At 62.1% G+C, this 17415-nt stretch carries 17 protein-coding genes and 1 pseudogene; 9 read left to right on the forward strand and 9 right to left on the reverse strand.

Translation table 11 applies throughout. From position 1 onward, the window contains the following. Positions 1-336: 336 nt before the first annotated feature. The 3 genes from ACFE72_RS22740 to ACFE72_RS22750 all read right to left on the reverse strand — a co-directional run bounded on the left by ACFE72_RS22740 (position 337) and on the right by ACFE72_RS22750 (position 5188). Entirely contained in the window at positions 337-1044 is a 708-nt protein-coding gene (locus ACFE72_RS22740; protein ID WP_375415384.1) for a glutathione binding-like protein, read from the reverse strand. A 232-nt stretch (positions 1045-1276) separates the two neighbouring features. Beyond that, on the reverse strand, positions 1277-2926 hold the full coding sequence (gene pgm / locus ACFE72_RS22745; protein WP_375415385.1) for a phosphoglucomutase (alpha-D-glucose-1,6-bisphosphate-dependent): 1650 nt from the start codon (positions 2924-2926) through the stop codon (positions 1277-1279). 279 nt (positions 2927-3205) lie between these two features. Continuing rightward, complete coding sequence (locus tag ACFE72_RS22750) at positions 3206-5188, reverse strand: alkyl/aryl-sulfatase (protein WP_375415386.1); 1983 nt, start codon at positions 5186-5188, stop codon at positions 3206-3208. Positions 5189-5259: 71 nt separating this feature from the next. On the opposite strand from ACFE72_RS22750, the gene uvrB reads away from it, so the two are divergent. The 5 genes and pseudogenes from uvrB (at position 5260) to ACFE72_RS22775 (ending at position 10779) form a co-directional block, all read left to right on the forward strand. Continuing rightward, on the forward strand, positions 5260-8442 hold the full coding sequence (uvrB, locus tag ACFE72_RS22755; protein WP_375415387.1) for an excinuclease ABC subunit UvrB: 3183 nt from the start codon (positions 5260-5262) through the stop codon (positions 8440-8442). Between the two features lie 123 nt (positions 8443-8565). Continuing rightward, positions 8566-9432 carry a DNA-methyltransferase gene (locus ACFE72_RS22760; protein WP_375415388.1) on the forward strand — a complete coding sequence of 289 codons (867 nt, stop codon included), beginning with the start codon at positions 8566-8568 and terminating at the stop codon, positions 9430-9432. Further along, complete coding sequence (locus ACFE72_RS22765; protein WP_375415389.1) at positions 9432-10148, forward strand: BglII/BstYI family type II restriction endonuclease; 717 nt, start codon at positions 9432-9434, stop codon at positions 10146-10148. The genes ACFE72_RS22760 and ACFE72_RS22765 overlap by 1 nt, the downstream gene beginning before the upstream one ends. Before the next feature lie 79 nt (positions 10149-10227). Continuing rightward, a pseudogene (locus tag ACFE72_RS22770) lies at positions 10228-10539 on the forward strand (DpnI domain-containing protein); the annotation flags it as partial. Between the two features lie 18 nt (positions 10540-10557). Then, the gene (locus ACFE72_RS22775; RefSeq protein ID WP_375415400.1) at positions 10558-10779 is read left to right on the forward strand and encodes a hypothetical protein; all 222 of its coding nucleotides are present in this window, start codon (positions 10558-10560) and stop codon (positions 10777-10779) included. 403 nt (positions 10780-11182) lie between these two features. Here ACFE72_RS22775 and ACFE72_RS22780 read toward each other — a convergent pair whose 3' ends face one another. Continuing rightward, a complete protein-coding gene (locus ACFE72_RS22780) occupies positions 11183-11419 on the reverse strand; it encodes a hypothetical protein (protein WP_375415390.1) in 237 nt (78 codons plus the stop codon). A gap of 209 nt (positions 11420-11628) precedes the next feature. Between ACFE72_RS22780 and ACFE72_RS22785 the strand changes: the two genes are divergently transcribed. The 3 genes from ACFE72_RS22785 (at position 11629) to ACFE72_RS22795 (ending at position 13399) form a co-directional block, all read left to right on the forward strand. Then, the gene (locus tag ACFE72_RS22785; RefSeq protein WP_375415391.1) at positions 11629-11772 is read left to right on the forward strand and encodes a hypothetical protein; all 144 of its coding nucleotides are present in this window, start codon (positions 11629-11631) and stop codon (positions 11770-11772) included. 180 nt (positions 11773-11952) lie between these two features. Continuing rightward, positions 11953-12408: a nuclear transport factor 2 family protein gene (locus ACFE72_RS22790; RefSeq protein WP_375415392.1), complete on the forward strand. Its 456-nt coding sequence runs from the start codon at positions 11953-11955 to the stop codon at positions 12406-12408. Positions 12409-12985: 577 nt separating this feature from the next. Beyond that, positions 12986-13399 (forward strand): hypothetical protein, encoded by a 414-nt coding sequence (locus tag ACFE72_RS22795; RefSeq protein ID WP_375415393.1) that lies wholly within the window; start codon positions 12986-12988, stop codon positions 13397-13399. A 152-nt stretch (positions 13400-13551) separates the two neighbouring features. Here ACFE72_RS22795 and ACFE72_RS22800 read toward each other — a convergent pair whose 3' ends face one another. The 3 genes from ACFE72_RS22800 to ACFE72_RS22810 all read right to left on the reverse strand — a co-directional run bounded on the left by ACFE72_RS22800 (position 13552) and on the right by ACFE72_RS22810 (position 14840). Continuing rightward, entirely contained in the window at positions 13552-13695 is a 144-nt protein-coding gene (locus tag ACFE72_RS22800) for a hypothetical protein (protein ID WP_375415394.1), read from the reverse strand. Positions 13696-13887: 192 nt separating this feature from the next. Next, a complete protein-coding gene (locus ACFE72_RS22805; protein ID WP_375415395.1) occupies positions 13888-14376 on the reverse strand; it encodes a MaoC family dehydratase in 489 nt (162 codons plus the stop codon). 5 nt (positions 14377-14381) lie between these two features. After that, positions 14382-14840 carry a MaoC family dehydratase gene (locus ACFE72_RS22810; RefSeq protein ID WP_375415396.1) on the reverse strand — a complete coding sequence of 153 codons (459 nt, stop codon included), beginning with the start codon at positions 14838-14840 and terminating at the stop codon, positions 14382-14384. A 173-nt stretch (positions 14841-15013) separates the two neighbouring features. Between ACFE72_RS22810 and ACFE72_RS22815 the strand changes: the two genes are divergently transcribed. Next, on the forward strand, positions 15014-15307 hold the full coding sequence (locus tag ACFE72_RS22815; RefSeq protein WP_375415397.1) for a DUF4282 domain-containing protein: 294 nt from the start codon (positions 15014-15016) through the stop codon (positions 15305-15307). A 116-nt stretch (positions 15308-15423) separates the two neighbouring features. Here ACFE72_RS22815 and ychF read toward each other — a convergent pair whose 3' ends face one another. Both ychF and pth read right to left on the reverse strand, forming a co-directional pair. Further along, positions 15424-16521: a redox-regulated ATPase YchF gene (gene ychF, locus ACFE72_RS22820; protein WP_375415398.1), complete on the reverse strand. Its 1098-nt coding sequence runs from the start codon at positions 16519-16521 to the stop codon at positions 15424-15426. Positions 16522-16650: 129 nt separating this feature from the next. After that, positions 16651-17259, reverse strand: coding sequence for an aminoacyl-tRNA hydrolase (gene pth, locus ACFE72_RS22825; RefSeq protein ID WP_375415399.1), 609 nt, complete (start codon positions 17257-17259; stop codon positions 16651-16653). Between the last annotated feature and the right edge of the window lie 156 nt (positions 17260-17415).

Raw genomic sequence — 17415 nt, forward strand, 5'->3', positions numbered from 1 at the left:
AATCCAAATCAGCTGAAACTTGGATTATACTTTCAATGAACCGGACAGCCGTGGGTCAAGCCCGGCAATGACGACCTCCGGCGTTCGGGCGCGATGCGGCGCTGCGCAGCGCTACGACGGCAACACGCCGTCATGCCCGGCCTTGTGCCGGGCATCCACGTCTTTCTTCCGATGTGGAGCACAGACGTGGATGGCCGGGCTTGACCCGCGTATGACGAGATGTGTGAATCCAGCAGGGACAAGCCCGGCCATGACGGCGGAGATGGGTGCATCCTTTGCCTCGCCGAAGCGGCTTCGGGCCCGCGGGCGGGTCAAGCCCGCGTATGACACATTGCATTACTTCACCACCGCCGCGGTCTGCCCGAACAGCAGCTTGCGCTCTTCGTCGGTGCGGATCGAGGGCTGGCCGAAATTCGGATTGACCTCTTTCGCTTTGGCGTAGGCCCGCACCGTGGCGGGGCGCGCCGCGATGGTTTCCAGCCAGCGCTTCAGGTTCGGGAAATCGTTGATGTCCTGCTCCTGGTTCTTGTAAGGCACGATCCAGGGATAGCTCGCCATGTCCGCGATCGAGTAATCGCCGGCGATGAATTCGCGGTCCTTGAGACGCTTGTTGAGCACGCCGTAGAGCCGGTTGGTTTCGTTGACGTAGCGGTCGATGGCGTATTTGATTTTTTCCTGCGCGTAATTGCGGAAATGATGGTTCTGTCCGGCCATCGGACCGAGGCCGCCCATCTGCCAGAACACCCATTGAATCGCGTCGTAGCGGCCATGAAGATCGACGGGGAGGAATTTGCCGGTCTTCTCGGCGAGATACAGCAGCATTGCGCCGGACTCGAAAATCGAGATCGGCTTGGCCCCGCCGTTCGGCTCATGATCGACCATCGCAGGAATGCGGTTGTTCGGCGCGATCGCGAGAAATTCCGGCTTGAACTGGTCGCCCTTGCCGATGTTGACCGGGAAGATCTTGTACGGAAGCCCCGCTTCCTCGAGAAACATCGTGATCTTGTGCCCGTTCGGCGTGGTCCAGTAGTGAAGGTCGATCATGGCGCGTTTCCTGGCTGTGAACTGGGGCGCATGTGCAAAGTGGATGCGGATGCATGAATGTCGCTACTTCGCGTCATCGTGTCAATGCCGCGGCCTCACATCTCCGTGTCCCGGAACCCGCGCCTTCCATCATTCTTCAGAAGATTCTTTCGAACAGGGTGGATTGCCGGGTCACGCCCGGCGTGACGATGAGATACGGGCATCCAATAAGGGGTGACCCGGCAAGGACGCACTAACCGCCGAATGCCCGCGCGATGGCGTCCTGCGCCTCGCCCTGTATCTGCCGCAGATGCGCCTCGCTGCGAAAACTCTCTGCATAGATCTTGTAGACGTCCTCGGTGCCCGAGGGCCGCGCGGCGAACCAGCCGTCGTCGGTAGAAACCTTGATGCCGCCGAACGGCTGGCCATTGCCCGGCGCATGGGTCACCGCAGCGCGAACCGGTTCGCCCGCCAGTTCCTTGATGCCGAGTTTCTCCGCCGACAGCGCCTTCAGCAGGTTCTTCTGCGCCGGCGTCGCCGGCGCGTCGATCCGCTCATAGAACGGCACGCCGAATTCGCGCGTGAGATCGTCGAAGGACTGGCTGGGATCGCGCCCGGTCCGGGCGGTGATCTCGGCGGCCAATAATCCCAGAATGAGGCCGTCCTTGTCGGTGGTCCACACCGATCCGTCGCGGCGCAGGAACGAGGCCCCGGCGCTTTCCTCGCCGGCGAAGCCGAACGACCCGCCGCTCAGGCCATCGACGAACCATTTGAAACCCACCGGGGTTTCGACCAGCGTGCGGCCGAGTTTTCCGGCGACGCGGTCGATGATCGCGCTGGAGACGACGGTCTTGCCGATCGCGGCATTGCCGCCCCATTGCGGACGATGCGCGAACAGATAGGCAATGGAGGCGGCGAGAAAATGGTTGGGGTTCATCAGGCCGTTCGAGCGCGTCACGATGCCGTGGCGGTCGGCGTCGGTGTCGTTGGCAAAGGCCACGTCGAAGTGCTCGCGCATCCCGATCAGCCGCGCCATCGCGTAAGGCGAGGAGCAGTCCATCCGGATTTTTCCGTCCCAGTCGAGGGTCATGAAGCGGAAGGTCGGATCGACCTCAGCGCTGACGATGGTGGCCGCAAGGCCGTAGCGCTCGACGATCGGCTGCCAGTAATGCACGCCGGCGCCGCCCAGCGGATCGATGCCGATCCGGACGCCGGAGGAGCGGATCGCATCCATGTCGACGACATCGGCGAGGCCGGCGACATAAGGGCTGATGTAGTCGAAACGGCGCACGCACGGCGATTTGCGCGCGCGGTCATAGGGGATGCGCTTCACGCCCTGGAGATCGTGCTCCAGAAAAGCGTTGGCGGCGCGCTCAATACCGGACGTGACGTCGGTATCCGCCGGACCGCCATTGGGCGGATTGTACTTGAAGCCGCCGTCTTCGGGCGGATTGTGCGACGGCGTGATCACCACGCCATCGGCAAGGCCGCTGTCGCGGCCTTTGTTATAAGTGAGGATCGCATGCGAGATCACCGGCGTCGGCGTGTAGCCGTCCTGCGCGTCGATCATGACATCGACGCCATTGGCGGCGAATACTTCGAGCGCGCTGGCCAGCGCCGGCTCGGCCAGCGCGTGGGTGTCGATACCGATAAACAACGGACCGCTGATACCGCTGCGCGCGCGGTGATCGCACAACGCCTGGCTGATGCTGAGAATATGCGCCTCGTTGAAGGCATTGCCGAACGCAGAGCCGCGATGCCCCGAGGTGCCGAACGCAACCCGCTGCGACGGCACCGACGGATCGGGTTTGCCTGCGAAATACGCCGTCACCAGCCGCGGCACATTCGCCAGCATGGAAGGCGCGGCGATCGTGCCGGCAAGCGGGTTGATGTCGGCGGGCAATGGGGTCCCTCAAGGCGGTTTACAGGAAGACGATTCTCCGCCCTCGTCATACGAGGGTCAAGCCCGCGTATGACGAGATGTGTGAATCCGGCAGGGTCAAGCCCGGCCATGACGCGTGCCGTGTATCCCCGACGCGGTGCGGCATTCCAAGGCGATGCGAAGCATTGCCGATCATGCCGCCGCGCAGAGCCCGGACCGTAGCAAGCACCGGCGGTCGCGACCCGGCTCTGCAGCGCACCACGCCGCGAAGAGCGCTGCGCTGCGTCCGGAGAAACGCCATCACTCCACTAGCGCCTTTTTCGGCTCCACCACCTCGAACCCCGGCGAAAAGTCGTCGAGCATTCCGAACAGCTCGCGCAGTTTCAGCGGATTGCCGGAGATCGAGACGTCGCCGGTGACGATGCTGCCGAGGAAGCTGCGCTGCTTCAGCGTGATGGCGTCGAGCGCGGCGCGGGTGATTTTCACGCCGGCATCGGCATGGTCGGAGAGCGGACCGGCGCGGTGCGTCAGCGCGGAATTCTCCAGGTTCATCACATAGGTCTGGTTGAGGTCGGTAAAGGTCCAGTTGATCACGATGGTCTTGCCCTCGGCTTTGGCGGCGTTGAGCCGCACGCCGAGGAAATCGAAGGCAAGATCGATCGAGACGCCCTTGAGCAGTTCGGCGTTGGCCCCGCCCTGCGCCGCCGGCACGCCGCCCCGCAATTCGGCGGCGCCGAGCAGATAGGCGTTGCGCCAAGTCGCGGCCTCGCTCTGGTAGCCGAGCTGTTCCAGCGCGTCGGCGCCGAGATTGCGCGCGTCCTTGTTGGCGGGATCGGCGAACACCAACTGGCTGGTCACGCTGGCGACCCAGCGATATTGCCCGGCGGCAAAATCGTCGCGCGCCCGCTTCAGCACCGCTTCCGCGCCGCCCATGTAGTCTACCTGCTTTTTCGCCATTTCCGCGCGCGGCAGCGGATTGAGGTCGGCGGGATTGGCGTCGTACCAGCCGAGATAGAACTGATACACCGCCTTGGCGTTGTGGCTCAGCGTGCCGTAATAGCCCCGCGACGCCCAGACATTGGCGAGGCTTTGCGGCAGTTTCAACTGCTCGGCGATCTCCGTCGGCGTCAGGCCGTGGTTGAGCAGCCGCACCGACTGGTCGTGGATGAACTTGTAGAGATCGCGCTGCTGTTTCAGGAACACGAGGATGCGTGGATTGCCCCAGATCGGCCAGTGATGCTGCGCGATCACCGCATCGGTGCGCTCGCCATAGCGCTCGATCGCGTCGCCGATATAGCGCGACCACAGCCGGCCGTCGCGAATCTCGGCGCCGCGGATGGTGTAGAGGTTGTGCATGGTGTGGGCGGCGTCTTCCGCCATGTTCAGGAGCCTGAACTGCGGAAAATACATGAGCATTTCGGACGGCGCCTCGGAGCCCGGCACCAGGTGGAATTCGATCTCGACGCCGTCGACGGTACGGGTCTCGTAAGCCTGCTTGATCACGTCGTTGGGCGGCACCAGCGAGATGGTGCCTTTGGACAGCGCCTTGCCGAGCCCGGTGTCGATCTGCGCGCGCTCGCCGACCGGCAGCACGCTGCCGAACTGGAACTGCGCGCGGCGCGACATCGCGTTGCCGGCGATGACGTTTTCGGCCACCGCGTGCGCCATGAACCCGTCCGGCGCGATCACTTTTACCCGGCCGGATGCGGCATCCTCAGCCGACATCACGCCCTTGGCGCCGCCGAAATGATCGGCATGGCTGTGGGTGTAGATCACCGCGGCGACCTGCTTTGCCGGGCGGTTGGCGAGATACAGATCGAGCGCCGCCTTCGCGGTTTCGTTGGACAGCAGCGGATCGATCAGGATCAGGCCGGAGTCGCCTTCGATGATGGTCATGTTGGCGATGTCGAGACCGCGTACCTGGTAGACCCGCTCGGCAACCTGGAACAGGCCGTTGATGGCGTTGAGCCGCGCCTGCCGCCACAGACTCGGATTGACCGTGGCCGGCGCCTGTTCTTTCTGCAGGAATGCGTAAGGCCTGGTGTCGAACGCGGGCCTGCCGCCGGGACCGGCGATCACGCCATCCGGCAGCGTGGCGATGAAGCCGCGCTGGGCATCGTCGAAATCGGTTTGACCAAAGAACGGCAGGTCGGCAAGGAATGCTATGTTGGCGTCGCGCGTCGCGGGTTCCGCGTCTTTCGATTGGGCGAAAAGCGGCTGGGTAGTCAGGGCCAGAACCGCCGCTACGGCTGACATCGTCAATGTGACGCGAAGCTTCTTCATCGTGCGTTTCCCCAGGTTTTGACGAGGCTTTTGCCCTTTTATGTCCGCCGGACTCATCCCATATTCGCCCCATGGCGAACAATCCAGACAATCCCGGCAAGCCGGTCAAAACCGCGAAATCCAGGGCACCGAGTTCTAAAGCGTCGAGACCCGAGGTGCAGCCGATCGGGCCTGCATTGGCGGACCTGCTCAATCCTGCGATCGCCAAGGGCGAGGCCGGCATCGGCTCCGGAACCGGGCTGCAGCCGCCGCCGGATAATTCCAAGGACCGGCGCTCCGGCGGCGAGGCCGCGATCCATCGCGCGCGCAAATCGACGCCGAAGAGTTTTCCGGAAAGCGCAGCCGCCGATCCGTATCCGATGCCGCTGCGGCAAAATCCACAGCCGCCGGGCGCGCGGCAAGGTCTTGAAAAAGGTTTTGAGGAGGCGCCGCAGGCCAATTACGGCACATCGGCGACAATTCCCACCCTTGATCCGGAACTGGCAAAGCAGTTCGGCTTCACCACCGAGGAGGAAGACGCCGCGGCGCTGGCGCGGCCGCCGCGCAACAAGATGGAGGCGCTGGGCGTGCAGGCCACCGCCGATGCGCTGGAGAATCTGATCCGCGAGGGGCGGCCTGAATTCAAGGGCGAGGACGGACGGGTAAAAATCTGGACGCCGCATCGCCCGCCGCGCCCGGAGAAATCCGAAGGCGGCGTGCGCTTCGAGATCAAATCCGAATATGAGCCGAAGGGCGACCAGCCCACCGCCATTGCCGAACTGGTCGAGGGCATCCAGCGCAACGACCGCACCCAGGTGCTGCTCGGCGTCACCGGCTCGGGCAAGACCTACACCATGGCCAAGGTGATCGAGGCGACGCAGCGCCCGGCGCTGATTCTGGCGCCGAACAAGACGCTGGCGGCGCAGCTCTACGGCGAGTTCAAGAACTTTTTTCCGGATAATGCGGTGGAGTATTTTGTCTCCTATTACGACTACTACCAGCCCGAAGCCTACGTCCCCCGCACCGACACCTACATCGAAAAGGATTCCTCGATCAACGAGCAGATCGACCGCATGCGCCATTCCGCGACACGGGCGCTGTTGGAGCGCGACGACGTCATCATCGTCGCCTCGGTGTCCTGCATCTACGGCATCGGCTCGGTGGAAACCTATACCGCGATGACCTTTGCGCTGAAGAAGGGCGAGCGCATCGACCAGCGGCAGCTGATCGCGGACCTGGTGGCGCTGCAGTACAAGCGGACGCAGGCGGACTTCGCCCGCGGCACCTTTCGGGTGCGCGGCGACGTCATCGACATCTTTCCGGCGCACTACGAGGACCGCGCCTGGCGCGTCAACCTGTTCGGCGACACGGTGGAGACCATCGAGGAGTTCGACCCGCTCACCGGCCACAAGCAGGACGAGCTGGAATTCATCAAGATCTACGCCAACTCGCATTACGTGACGCCACGGCCGACGCTGATCCAGGCCATCAAGGCGATCAAGAGCGAGCTGAAATGGCGGCTCGACCAGTTGCACGACCAGGGCCGCCTCCTGGAAGCGCAGCGGCTGGAGCAGCGCACCACCTTCGACCTCGAAATGATGGAAGCCACCGGAAGCTGCGCCGGCATCGAGAACTATTCGCGCTATCTCACCGGCCGCCGCCCCGGCGAGCCGCCGCCGACGCTGTTCGAATACGTCCCCGACAACGCGCTGGTGTTCGCCGACGAGAGCCACGTCACGGTGCCGCAGATCGGCGGCATGTTCAAAGGCGACTTCCGCCGCAAGGCGACGCTGGCGGAATACGGCTTCCGGCTGCCGTCCTGCATGGACAACCGGCCGCTGCGGTTCGAGGAATGGGACATGATGCGCCCGCAATCGGTCGCGGTGTCGGCGACGCCGTCGGCGTGGGAGCTCAACGAGAGCGGCGGCGTGTTCGTCGAGCAGGTGATCCGCCCCACCGGGCTGATCGATCCGCCCGTGCATATCCGCCCCGCCCGCACCCAGGTCGACGACCTCGTCGGCGAGGTCCGCGCCACCGCCAACGCCGGCTACCGCTCGCTGGTCACCGTATTGACCAAACGGATGGCGGAGGACCTCACCGAATATCTGCATGAGCAGGGCATCCGCGTGCGCTACATGCACTCGGACATCGACACCATTGAGCGCATCGAGATCATCCGCGATCTGCGGCTCGGCGCGTTCGACGCGCTGGTCGGCATCAACCTGTTGCGCGAGGGCCTCGACATCCCCGAATGCGCTTTGGTCGCGATCCTGGACGCCGACAAGGAAGGTTTCTTGCGCAGCGAGACGAGCTTGATCCAGACCATCGGCCGCGCGGCGCGCAACGTCGACGGCCGGGTGATCCTCTATGCCGACCAGATCACCGGCTCGATGGAACGCGCCATCGCCGAAACCGACCGCCGCCGCGAAAAGCAGGTCGAATACAATACCGCGCACAACATCACGCCGGAGAGCATCAAGCGCTCGATCCACGACATCATGAACAGCGTCTATGAGCGCGACCACGTGCTGGTGGAGATCGGCGGCGGCGGCATGGCCGACGACGTCATCAGCATCGGGCACAATTTCGAGGCGGTATTGTCCGACCTGGAAACGCGGATGCGCGAGGCCGCCGCGGATCTGAACTTCGAGGAAGCCGCGCGATTGCGCGACGAGGTCAAGCGGCTGCGCGCCACCGAGCTCGCGGTGGTGGACGATCCGACCATCAAGCAGCGCGGCGTCGCCGCGCGCGGCGGCGCCTATACCGGCGCAAAGCAGTTCGGCGAGGCGGCGAACCTGCCGGCGCGGCTCGATAAAATGGCCGCGCAAGGCAAGCGCGGCAACCGGTTCGGCACCTCGCGCGCGCGAAAACCGACGCTGGACGAGATGGGACCGGGAACGGAAAGCCGCATCTATCAGCCCAAGAGCATGACGGAATCGATGCCGAACGCGCTAGCGCGCGGGGGCCGCGGCGCTTCTCCCTCCCGCTCTTCGCGGGGAGAGGGCCCGGGTGAGGGGCAGGCCACGAGTCCTGGCCTCTCCTCCTCCCGCATCCACAAGCCCTCTTTGGATGAAATGGGCATCGCCACCTGGCACGAGGTAAAACCGGTGCAAGGCAAGCGCCCGCGCAAGCCAGCGGGAGCAGAAACGGGATCGGGAGGCGGGAGCAAGATATTCCAGCCGACCAACTCGCGCGAGTCGGGCCCGGAGTTCGGGCCGGCGCCCCGGTCGAGCGGCGGCGCGCCAGGGCATCGGGGCGGGTGGAAGAAGCGGTAGGTTTTCGTGCTCGAGTTGCAGCATTTGCCTGCCTGAATGTCTGTGGACATCTTCATTTAATATCTTGATTTGTTGCTTATTTGTGAGAACAAATAGAGAACTAGATTTGGTGGGGGTGATTCGATGAATATGCAGCAGCGGGTGGTGCGTCTGCGCGCAGATTCACAAGCTAAGATGGCCTGTGAGGATAATCTGGACTTTATGCGGAGATTGCCAAACGGCTCAATCAAATTGATCGTCACTTCGCCACCCTACAATATTGGCAAGGAGTACGAAAAAAGGGACTCTCTTGAGAACTACATCAGCACGCAAGCGCAAGTGATCTCGGAATGCGTCAGACTTATGCACGACCAAGGATCGATCTGTTGGCAAGTTGGCAATCACGTTCAGGATGGGGAAGTATTTCCGCTCGACATTATTCTGTATCGAATTTTTAAAGATCATGGCTTGCATCTGCGTAACCGGATGATCTGGCATTTTGAGCATGGCCTACACTGTTCGAAGCGTCTTTCGGGGCGGCATGAGACTATTCTTTGGTTTACGAAATCAAACGACTACACATTTAATCTCGATCCAATTCGGGTTCCCTCAAAATATCCAAACAAGAAGCATTTCAAAGGCCCGAGAATTGGACAGTTGTCAGGCAATCCGCTCGGCAAGAACCCAGGTGACGTTTGGATTTTTCCGAACGTGAAAAATAACCATGTCGAAAAGACCGAACATCCCTGCCAGTTTCCGGTCGAGTTGATCGAGCGGCTGGTACTGTCGCTGACCAATCGATACGACAAGGTTTTCGATCCTTATATGGGTGTTGGAACGGCCGTGGTTGGCGCGGTGAAGCACAATCGCTACGGATTGGGTTGCGATGTGGTGCCTGAATACGTCAATATCGCATGGGAGCGGCTTCATTTGCTCAGAGCGGGTCTTTTGAAAACACGGCCGATGGACAAACCGGTTTATGATCCGACAAAGCCGCGCGGCGGACATTGATGAAATATGAAATTTTTAGCTACCGTTTCGCAGAAGAAATACTTCAACACGATAAACATGTTCAATGCTGGGATGAAATAATCGGCGCTGTGATCAAGGCGCCAGTATTTGTTTATCCTGGAAAATCAAAAAACAAGAGGCTGGATGTAGTCCAGCAACTTCTAAATGCCTACTTTGATCGAAAGCTGGCCATTGAATGCGGCTGGCAATTTCATCCGATTGCGACCAAGATTTTAAATAGCAATCTGAAAGCTGATTTCAGAAAAGAGTTCAACGGGCTTCATGTCCAAACCGAAGTTCAATTTGGCAATATGTCGCGTTGGTATAGCGACATCTTCAAATTCCAAGCGGCTTATAGCGAGTCTCTCACTCAGGCTGCTGTTAGCATCGTCCCTATGTCTTCACTTGGAACGCGTATCGATTCAAATGTTGCGCATTTCGAGCGAGCCAAGCGTGAACTTCCCTCAGCAAATTTATCGATTACCTTGCCGATCTTGCTAATCGGAGTCTCGATTGACGAGAAAACGCCTGTTATAGATGTTTCGACGGCGAACTTCTCAACTCTCAAAGACATCACTGGTAAGGGCAAGCTCAATAATCGTTGGCGGATCGTAAACTCTTATTTCGAGGGCAAACCAATTAATGAAGTGAGTGAGATTTCTCCTATAGGACCGACACTTGACATCTCCGATGACGAAGACGAGGAGACCGAATAGGAATGGCTGTTTGCTCAATCACTACCAATGCGCACCCAGCGATGGCACGTGAACCGACCAGCCAGCGCAAAAATTCGGCGCGAAGGTTCTCGACGGCGAATTCAACACGAAATGCCAGCGTCTCGCGGCGAACAACAATCCGAACCTGCTGCTGATGAATTACGACCTCAATTCACTTGCTGTAGTCAACCTGTTCATCGTGCCGAAGCATTTTTTCGTCCGCGATATCATCGAGGAGCGCAAGCCACTGGCGCCGACGGCACGGCGCGCCGGCTGGGTTGGTTCGAAAATCCTGCTTGGCCAGATACCGGAATCGGGCAAGATTCATATCGTGCAGAACGGCATCGTTCGCGCGAAGGAGCTCGTTCTCGCGGAATGGCAGAAGACGCTTTTCCTCAGGGATGAGTCGCTGGAATCGCGGGGCTGGCTGCTCGACGTCATGAAATGCGTGGAGTCGCTCGGCAAGCGCGAATTCACGCTGGATGAGGTCTACGCTTTCGAGCGGCATCTCGGCGGGCTCTATCCGGGCAATCAGAACGTCAGGCCGAAAATACGCCAGCAGCTTCAATTCCTCCGCAACCGCGGGTTTGTGGATTTCGTGTCGCGCGGGAGTTATCGTTTGCGATCCTAAGGGTGGATCGCGTGGCCTGGTTTCTCAACCATTACGTATGCGAGCGCTGTGAGCGCAAGTGGCAGGACCGGTGGTCGTGCATGTGCAACGACGAGTGTCCGCACTGCGAGGCCTGTGACATGACACCGACCGAGAGCGAGGAACTCACCACGCTGATCGAGTGAGACGGCAAGGAGTTTGTCGTGCTGTGGTCCCCGGAGACTACGGAGTACGAACCGGATTATTGCGAGCTGGGCATGGTCCGCACACCATCGCACTGCGTCATGCGAGCCTGACCCGCGCATCCGCCCCGTGTCGCGTGCATCTTTCGAGAGCGATGGATTGGCGGGTCAAGCCCGGCAATGACGGGGCACTCCTGTCCTCGACGCAATGCGGCGTGTGTTCGCCGGCGGCGCGGCGACGACTACAGTTTCTCGCCGGCAGGCACTTGGCGCGGGCCCTGGCCCTGGCGTTCGCGGTCCTGTTCGTTGGCGCGGTGGCGGCCGTAGGCGCAACCGGCGAGAGCGCCGAGCATGCCGTGGTGGCCGGCATAGTGTCCGGCGACGCCGCCGACCACGGCGCCTTTCAGGCAGCCCTTGGCGTCGGCGGGGGTGGCGGCGGCAAGCACGGCGATGGCGAGGAAGGCGGCGAGGGTTTTCATGATGGCGGTCTCCGAAAGAATGTCGCGGGCATAACGGCGGCGGCGCTTTCCAGTTCCACACCGCGTCATGCGCCTGACCCGCGCATCCATCCTCGCAAGAGTCTTCTGAAGGGTTTCCGTATCCCGGCCGCGCTGCTTACAAAGGCCCCGCGGATTTGTTATCGTCACGCCGCGCCGATCGATTCAACCGGGCGCCAAGGGAGATGGTCATGGCCAAGGGTCAGATGCGCAGCAACAAGGAAAAGAAGAAGCCGAAGGCTGACAAGAACCTCAAAAAGGGAGGCGCTGCGCCGTCGCCGTTCTCGTCCGGCAAGCCCGCCGCCGGTCAAAGCGCCAACAGCCGGAAGAGCTGAGTCAAGCGACGGCGGCCGGCAGGGCGCCAATCCAGCCGGCGGCGGGCCCCGCGGCGCTGCCGGCGACCCCACCCCCAAACCCTGGCAACCTTGAGTTGCTTTTCGCTTGCTCCCCGCAAAATTCCGTACACAATGCGAACGGAACTGACGAGTCGGGCTCAACCCGGCGGGGACAGCAGCATGGACGACGGCCAAACCCGCCAACGCGTGTTGGACTATCTCGACGCGTTCTATGCCGGCGACGTGCCGGGCGCGCTGGACTGTGTCGACGATGAGATCGACATGATCTCCTACGCGCCGGTGGAGCTGTTTCCCCATCTCGGCCACAAGCATGGCAAGGCGTGGATCCCGGAAGCAATCCAGGCCCAGAAGAAACGCTATCTGAGCCGCAAATACGAAATCAGGTTCATTGCGGTCGAAGGCGACAGGGTCGCGACGATGCAGCGGCTGCTGATGGAAAAGCGGGGGGATCGGCGCATCGTCCAGGTCGACGTCGCGGAGTTCTATACGCTGCGCGACGGGCGGATCGTCGAATTTTGTTCGTTCTTCGATTCGTTCGACCTAGTCCAGCAGTTGCTCGGCCGCGATCTGACCGAGACGCTGGCCGCATCGATGCTGGGCGCCATGCGCGCCTGAGCCCGGCGGCCGGGCGCGTCAGACATCACCACCGTCGTCCCCGCGAAGGCGCCGGCGCATGCTCATATTTCGTCATGCGCGGGTTTGACCCGCGTATCCATCCATCTTCGGAAAGAGTCGTTTCGAAGGGGATGGATTGCCGGGTCGAGTCGGCAATGACGGCCGAGATGGGTGCATATGGCCGGGCTCGTCCCGGCCATCCACGTCTGTGCTCCACATCGGAAAGAAGACGTGGATGCCCGGCACAAAGCCACGGCATGACGGCGAGATGTGTGCATCCAGAGGGTCAAGCCCGGCAATGACGGCACAGAGTGTGCATGCCGTAGCGCGAGGCGACGATCCTCCGCCGTGCCGATGATCTGGACAGGTCGGTATCATCATTGGACAGCCGCGCGACGACAAGCGCCGGGGTTACGGGTCCCGCCTTCGCGGCGACGACGATCCGCCGCGCAGGAAAGATCGCGCATTGCCGCAGATTGGCCGCGATGTGGTCAAATTCCGCGGGATGGATGGCGCCGCTCACTTTCGTCGTGCGGGGGACATCCGCGCTCGCTCAATGCGAAACAAGGGACAGCCGATGAACGCCATGCCATCTGAAAAGATCGAAACAACTCTGGACGATTCCAACCTTGCCGCGGTTTCCGAAGTGGAAGCCGGAATCCGCGATTTCGTGCGCAACGACGTCGCCTATCTGCGCCGCTCGCCCAGCATGCTGGCAGCCGAGCCCGCGCTCGATGCCACTGCCGAAGCCACCGTCAACAACGTCAATTCGCTGATCCAGCGCGTCGCCGGAACGTCGCTGGCCGAAATCGAGAACCTGGTGGCCGAACTGGAAAGCCTGCGCGACCTGCTGCACAACGAAGGACAGCGCGTCCAGCGCGAGATCTCCGGCTATGCCCAGCTCAGCCAGGCGGCGATGAAGTCGACGCGCATGATCGCCGACAACGTCGCGCAATGGAAACGCGCCGCCGACGGCCTGCGCAACGGGTGATGTCCAGGGGGTGGATGCGCCATTGCCGGGCTTGACCCGGCAATCCATCGCCGTCTTACGAATTAACGCCGTAAAAACGTGGATGCCCGGGACAGGCCCGGGCATGACGAACTTTCTGGCGCGTTTCGCAATTGATGGTTAGGACAACGTAACTATCGGCTGGCGATGGTGGTGCCGTCGGGCCTGTAGCCGCCGTCGGCATAGCCGTTAACCATCATCCCGGTGGTCAGCATCACCGCAAGCGTCACGGTTGCGAAGATAAAGCCCACAAATTTCAGTCCGCTGCGATCAGCCATTGCCGCCCCCCTGTGATCTGCTGCTCTGTCCAACTTGAGCAGCATCAGGTTCACAATGCGTTACCGGAAATTTGGTTCCCGGCGGCTGTTCGGCGCCATCATCCTTCAGGAGCCGCGCAGCTTGCGCGGCGTCCCGAAGGGTGCGGACCCAGGCGCAAGCGGCTATCCTTCAAGACGCGCAAGAGCGTTCCTTTAGGATGACGGTAGAAAAGAGCGCAGCGGCACGAAGCCCGTCGCCAGCATGGAGAATGCCAGTTCGCCGCGCTGGTTGGTGCCGGTGTTGCGGGCCGACATGATGCCCCATCCGGGGCGCGACGCCGTGATGCGCTTCGATGCGGTCTCGCTGGCGAAACTGAGCGTATCGCCGGCCAGCACCGGCCTGATCCAGCGCAACTCGGTAAAGCCCGGCGACGGCCCCCAGACCGCGACTTCCTCACCGCGCGCCGCGGCCTCCGCCGCACGGCGTTGGCCGCTGGCCACCAGCAGCTTCATGCAGGCCGAACCGACGTGCCAGCCTGATGCCGCCAGCCCGCCGAACAGCGACTTGCGGCCCTCCTCCTCGTCGAGATGAAAGCGCTGCGGATCGAACTCCGCGGCGAACTTCTTGATCCGTTCAGCGGTGAAGGTGAACGAGCCGAGTTCGCGCCGCTGGCCGATCTCAAGGTCCTCGAAAAAATGCATGATGCCTACCCGGCGGCCTCCACTTCGCGGCGTTTCACGATGATCGGCGACGTTATTTCGCACAACGCCTGCCCCGCCGCGTTGCGGACGCTGCATTTGAACGTCACGATCCCGGTGTCGGGACGGCTGCGCGACACCCGCGCCTCCACCACGTCGACATCGAGGGTGAGATCGTCGCCCGGCCGCAGCGGCGACAGCCATTTCAGTTCGTTGACGCCGGGCGAGCCCAGCGAGGCGGTGCGGCCGATATAGCCGTCGAACATCATCCGCATCGTCAGCGAGCACAGGTGCCATCCCGAACCCGCAAGGCCCTTCAACATCGAATGCCGGGCGGCCTCGTCGTCGAGATGCATCGGCTGCGGATCGAACTCGGCGGCAAACGCAAGTATTTCCTCGCGCGTAACGTGGCGCGGGCCGAAAGTGCCGAAATGGCCGGGCGGAAAATCTTCGAAGCTGAGCATCATGAGGAGATTGCGGATGAGGAAGCCCGATTGTGGCCGCACTTTGCAGCAATCTCAAGCCACCGGCTGCGCATGGGCCACCTGCGATCTTGCCCGGGACGCGGTTCGGAGCTAGGCCCTTGGCCCGCGGATATTGCGTGATGACTCAAACTTTCGATTTGCCGGGAGAACCACCGATGTTTGAATTTCGGGATCTGTTTCAGTGGGACCGCTTCATCACGCCGACGATCATCAAGACATTCTACTGGCTGGTCATCGCGCTGACGATCCTGTTCGGCATCTCCGGGATTTTTTCCGGACTGGCGGCGATGGCGATCAGCCCGTTCGGCGGGTTTATCCTGGTGCTGTCCTCGATCGCCGGCGTGATCGTCGGCATCGTGTTTTCGCGCATCGTAGCGGAATTCATCCTGATCGTATTCCGCATCAACGAGCATCTCGGCGCCATCCGCGACCAGGGCCAGATGCGGTGACCAGATCCGGGAGGGCGGGTTAGCCGCCCGGTGCGCCGATGGCTCAACCAGTGAAGTGCAAGGCGTAACCACGCGTGGGAATGGCGGATTACGCCGCGCTAATCCGCCATACGCAGTTACGTATTGAACCGAAAATGCATCACGTCGCCGTCGGCCACGACGTACTCCTTGCCTTCCAGCCGCAGTCTGCCGGCATCGCGGGCGCCGGCTTCGCCGCCAAGCGCGACATAGTCGTCATAGGCGATGGTTTCGGCGCGAATGAAGCCCTTTTCGAAGTCGGTATGGATGACGCCGGCGGCGGCCGGCGCCTTGGTGCCGCGGTGAATGGTCCAGGCCCGGGCCTCCTTCGGACCGACGGTGAAATAGGTAATGAGATCAAGCAGCCGATAGCCGGCCCGGATCAGCCGGTCGAGCCCGGCCTCTTCCAGCCCCAGCGTATCGAGAAACTCGGTGCGCTCCGCGCGCGACAGCGTCGCGATCTCGGATTCGATCTTGGCGGAAATGGCGACCGCGACCGCGCCTTCTTTCTCCGCGTGCTCGAACACCTGTTTCGAAAACGCGTTGCCGCCCGCCACCGAGCCTTCCTCGACATTGCAGACATAGAGCACCGGCTTCGACGTCAACAATCCCAGCATGCCGAAGCCGCGCTCCTGTTCGGGCTTGCGTTCAAGAAAACGCGCCGGCTTGCCCTCGCGCAGCAGCACCAGCGCGCGATTGACCAGGTCGAGCTGCTCTTTTGCCTCTTTGTCGTTACCCTTGGCCTTTTTGCCGAGGTTGTCGACGCGCTTCTCCAGACTGTCGAGATCTGCGAGCATCAGTTCGGTCTCGATGGTTTCGATATCGGCCAGGGGCGCGATCTTGCCCTCGACATGGGTGATGTCGGAATCCTCAAAGCAGCGCACCACGTGGGCGACCGCGTCGACTTCGCGGATGGTGGCGAGAAACTGGTTGCCGAGGCCCTCGCCTTTCGATGCTCCGCGCACCAGTCCTGCGATATCGACGAAGGTCAGTTGCGTTGGAATGATCTGCGCCGACTTGGCGATTTCCGCCAAGCTGTCGAGCCGCGGATCCGGCACCGCGACGGCGCCGACATTGGGCTCGATGGTGCAGAACGGATAGTTGGCCGCCTGCGCCGCCGCGGTCTCGGTCAGCGCGTTGAACAGCGTCGACTTGCCGACATTGGGCAGGCCGACGATACCGCATTTGAATCCCATTGCGTCCTCTGGTTCGGAGTTCGTCATGCCCGCGCTGGTCGCGGCCATCCACGTCTTAGCGTCGAGACGTGGATGGCCGGGATGAGCCCGGCCATGGCGGTGTCTAGTCGATCATCCCGGCGCGCGACGTCAATCTTTCACTTCGCCATCTTCCTTGAGTGAAAACCCCTTGGCCTGCATTGCCAGATGCACCTTGTTCTGAAACGTGGAGTCGCGGCCGGCCGCGAGCAGCCCGGCATTGTCGGCGATCGTCTCGCGCAGCGCTTCGACCCACGGCCGTTCGTCCTTGGCAAAGTCGTTCAATACATGGCCATGCACCAGGTGCTTGACGCCGGGGTGGCCGACCCCGAGACGCACCCGCCGATAGTCGTTGCCGATATGCGCCGAGATCGAGCGCAGGCCATTGTGTCCGGCAACGCCGCCGCCGGTTTTAACGCGTAGTTTTGCCGGCGGCAGTTCGATCTCGTCGTGAAACACGGTGATCTCGCCCTGCGCGAGCTTGAAGAAGCCGGCCGCGTCCTGAACCGCCTGCCCGGAGTCGTTCATGTAGGTCAAAGGCTTCAGCAATATGACGCGCTCGCGCTCCAGCGTGCCTTCGGCGGTTTCGCCCTGAAAGCGGCGGCGCCATGGTGCGAAACCATGACGCCGCGCAATTTCGTCGACAACCATGAAACCGATATTGTGCCGGTTGCTCTGATGCTTCGCGCCGGGATTACCGAGGCCGACAAAGAGCAGCATGACGCGGCATCCCGCGCTCGCCTACTTCTTCTTGTCACCGCCAGCAGGCGCCTTGGCGCCTGCCGCCGGAGCCTTTGCGCCTGCCGCGGGCGCCTTGGCGGGAGCCGCACCCGCCGCCGGAGCGGCAGCGCCTGCCGCCGGAGCCGCGCCCGGGGC

This window comes from uncultured Bradyrhizobium sp. (assembly GCF_964252615.1).
GTDB lineage: Bacteria > Pseudomonadota > Alphaproteobacteria > Rhizobiales > Xanthobacteraceae > Bradyrhizobium.

Excerpts from the sequence above, each read along its gene's own strand:
- ACFE72_RS22780 (WP_375415390.1), bottom strand. The coding sequence starts at position 11,419 with ATGAAAACCCTCGCCGCCTTCCTCGCCATCGCCGTGCTTGCCGCCGCC.
- uvrB (WP_375415387.1), top strand. The coding sequence starts at position 5,260 with ATGGCGAACAATCCAGACAATCCCGGCAAGCCGGTCAAAACCGCGAAA.
- ACFE72_RS22795 (WP_375415393.1), top strand. The coding sequence starts at position 12,986 with ATGAACGCCATGCCATCTGAAAAGATCGAAACAACTCTGGACGATTCC.
- ychF (WP_375415398.1), bottom strand. The coding sequence starts at position 16,521 with ATGGGATTCAAATGCGGTATCGTCGGCCTGCCCAATGTCGGCAAGTCG.
- ACFE72_RS22800 (WP_375415394.1), bottom strand. The coding sequence starts at position 13,695 with ATGGCTGATCGCAGCGGACTGAAATTTGTGGGCTTTATCTTCGCAACC.
- pth (WP_375415399.1), bottom strand. The coding sequence starts at position 17,259 with ATGCTGCTCTTTGTCGGCCTCGGTAATCCCGGCGCGAAGCATCAGAGC.
- ACFE72_RS22740 (WP_375415384.1), bottom strand. The coding sequence starts at position 1,044 with ATGATCGACCTTCACTACTGGACCACGCCGAACGGGCACAAGATCACG.
- ACFE72_RS22815 (WP_375415397.1), top strand. The coding sequence starts at position 15,014 with ATGTTTGAATTTCGGGATCTGTTTCAGTGGGACCGCTTCATCACGCCG.
- ACFE72_RS22790 (WP_375415392.1), top strand. The coding sequence starts at position 11,953 with ATGGACGACGGCCAAACCCGCCAACGCGTGTTGGACTATCTCGACGCG.
- ACFE72_RS22785 (WP_375415391.1), top strand. The coding sequence starts at position 11,629 with ATGGCCAAGGGTCAGATGCGCAGCAACAAGGAAAAGAAGAAGCCGAAG.
- ACFE72_RS22810 (WP_375415396.1), bottom strand. The coding sequence starts at position 14,840 with ATGATGCTCAGCTTCGAAGATTTTCCGCCCGGCCATTTCGGCACTTTC.
- ACFE72_RS22750 (WP_375415386.1), bottom strand. The coding sequence starts at position 5,188 with ATGAAGAAGCTTCGCGTCACATTGACGATGTCAGCCGTAGCGGCGGTT.
- ACFE72_RS22765 (WP_375415389.1), top strand. The coding sequence starts at position 9,432 with ATGAAATATGAAATTTTTAGCTACCGTTTCGCAGAAGAAATACTTCAA.
- ACFE72_RS22760 (WP_375415388.1), top strand. The coding sequence starts at position 8,566 with ATGAATATGCAGCAGCGGGTGGTGCGTCTGCGCGCAGATTCACAAGCT.
- ACFE72_RS22805 (WP_375415395.1), bottom strand. The coding sequence starts at position 14,376 with ATGCATTTTTTCGAGGACCTTGAGATCGGCCAGCGGCGCGAACTCGGC.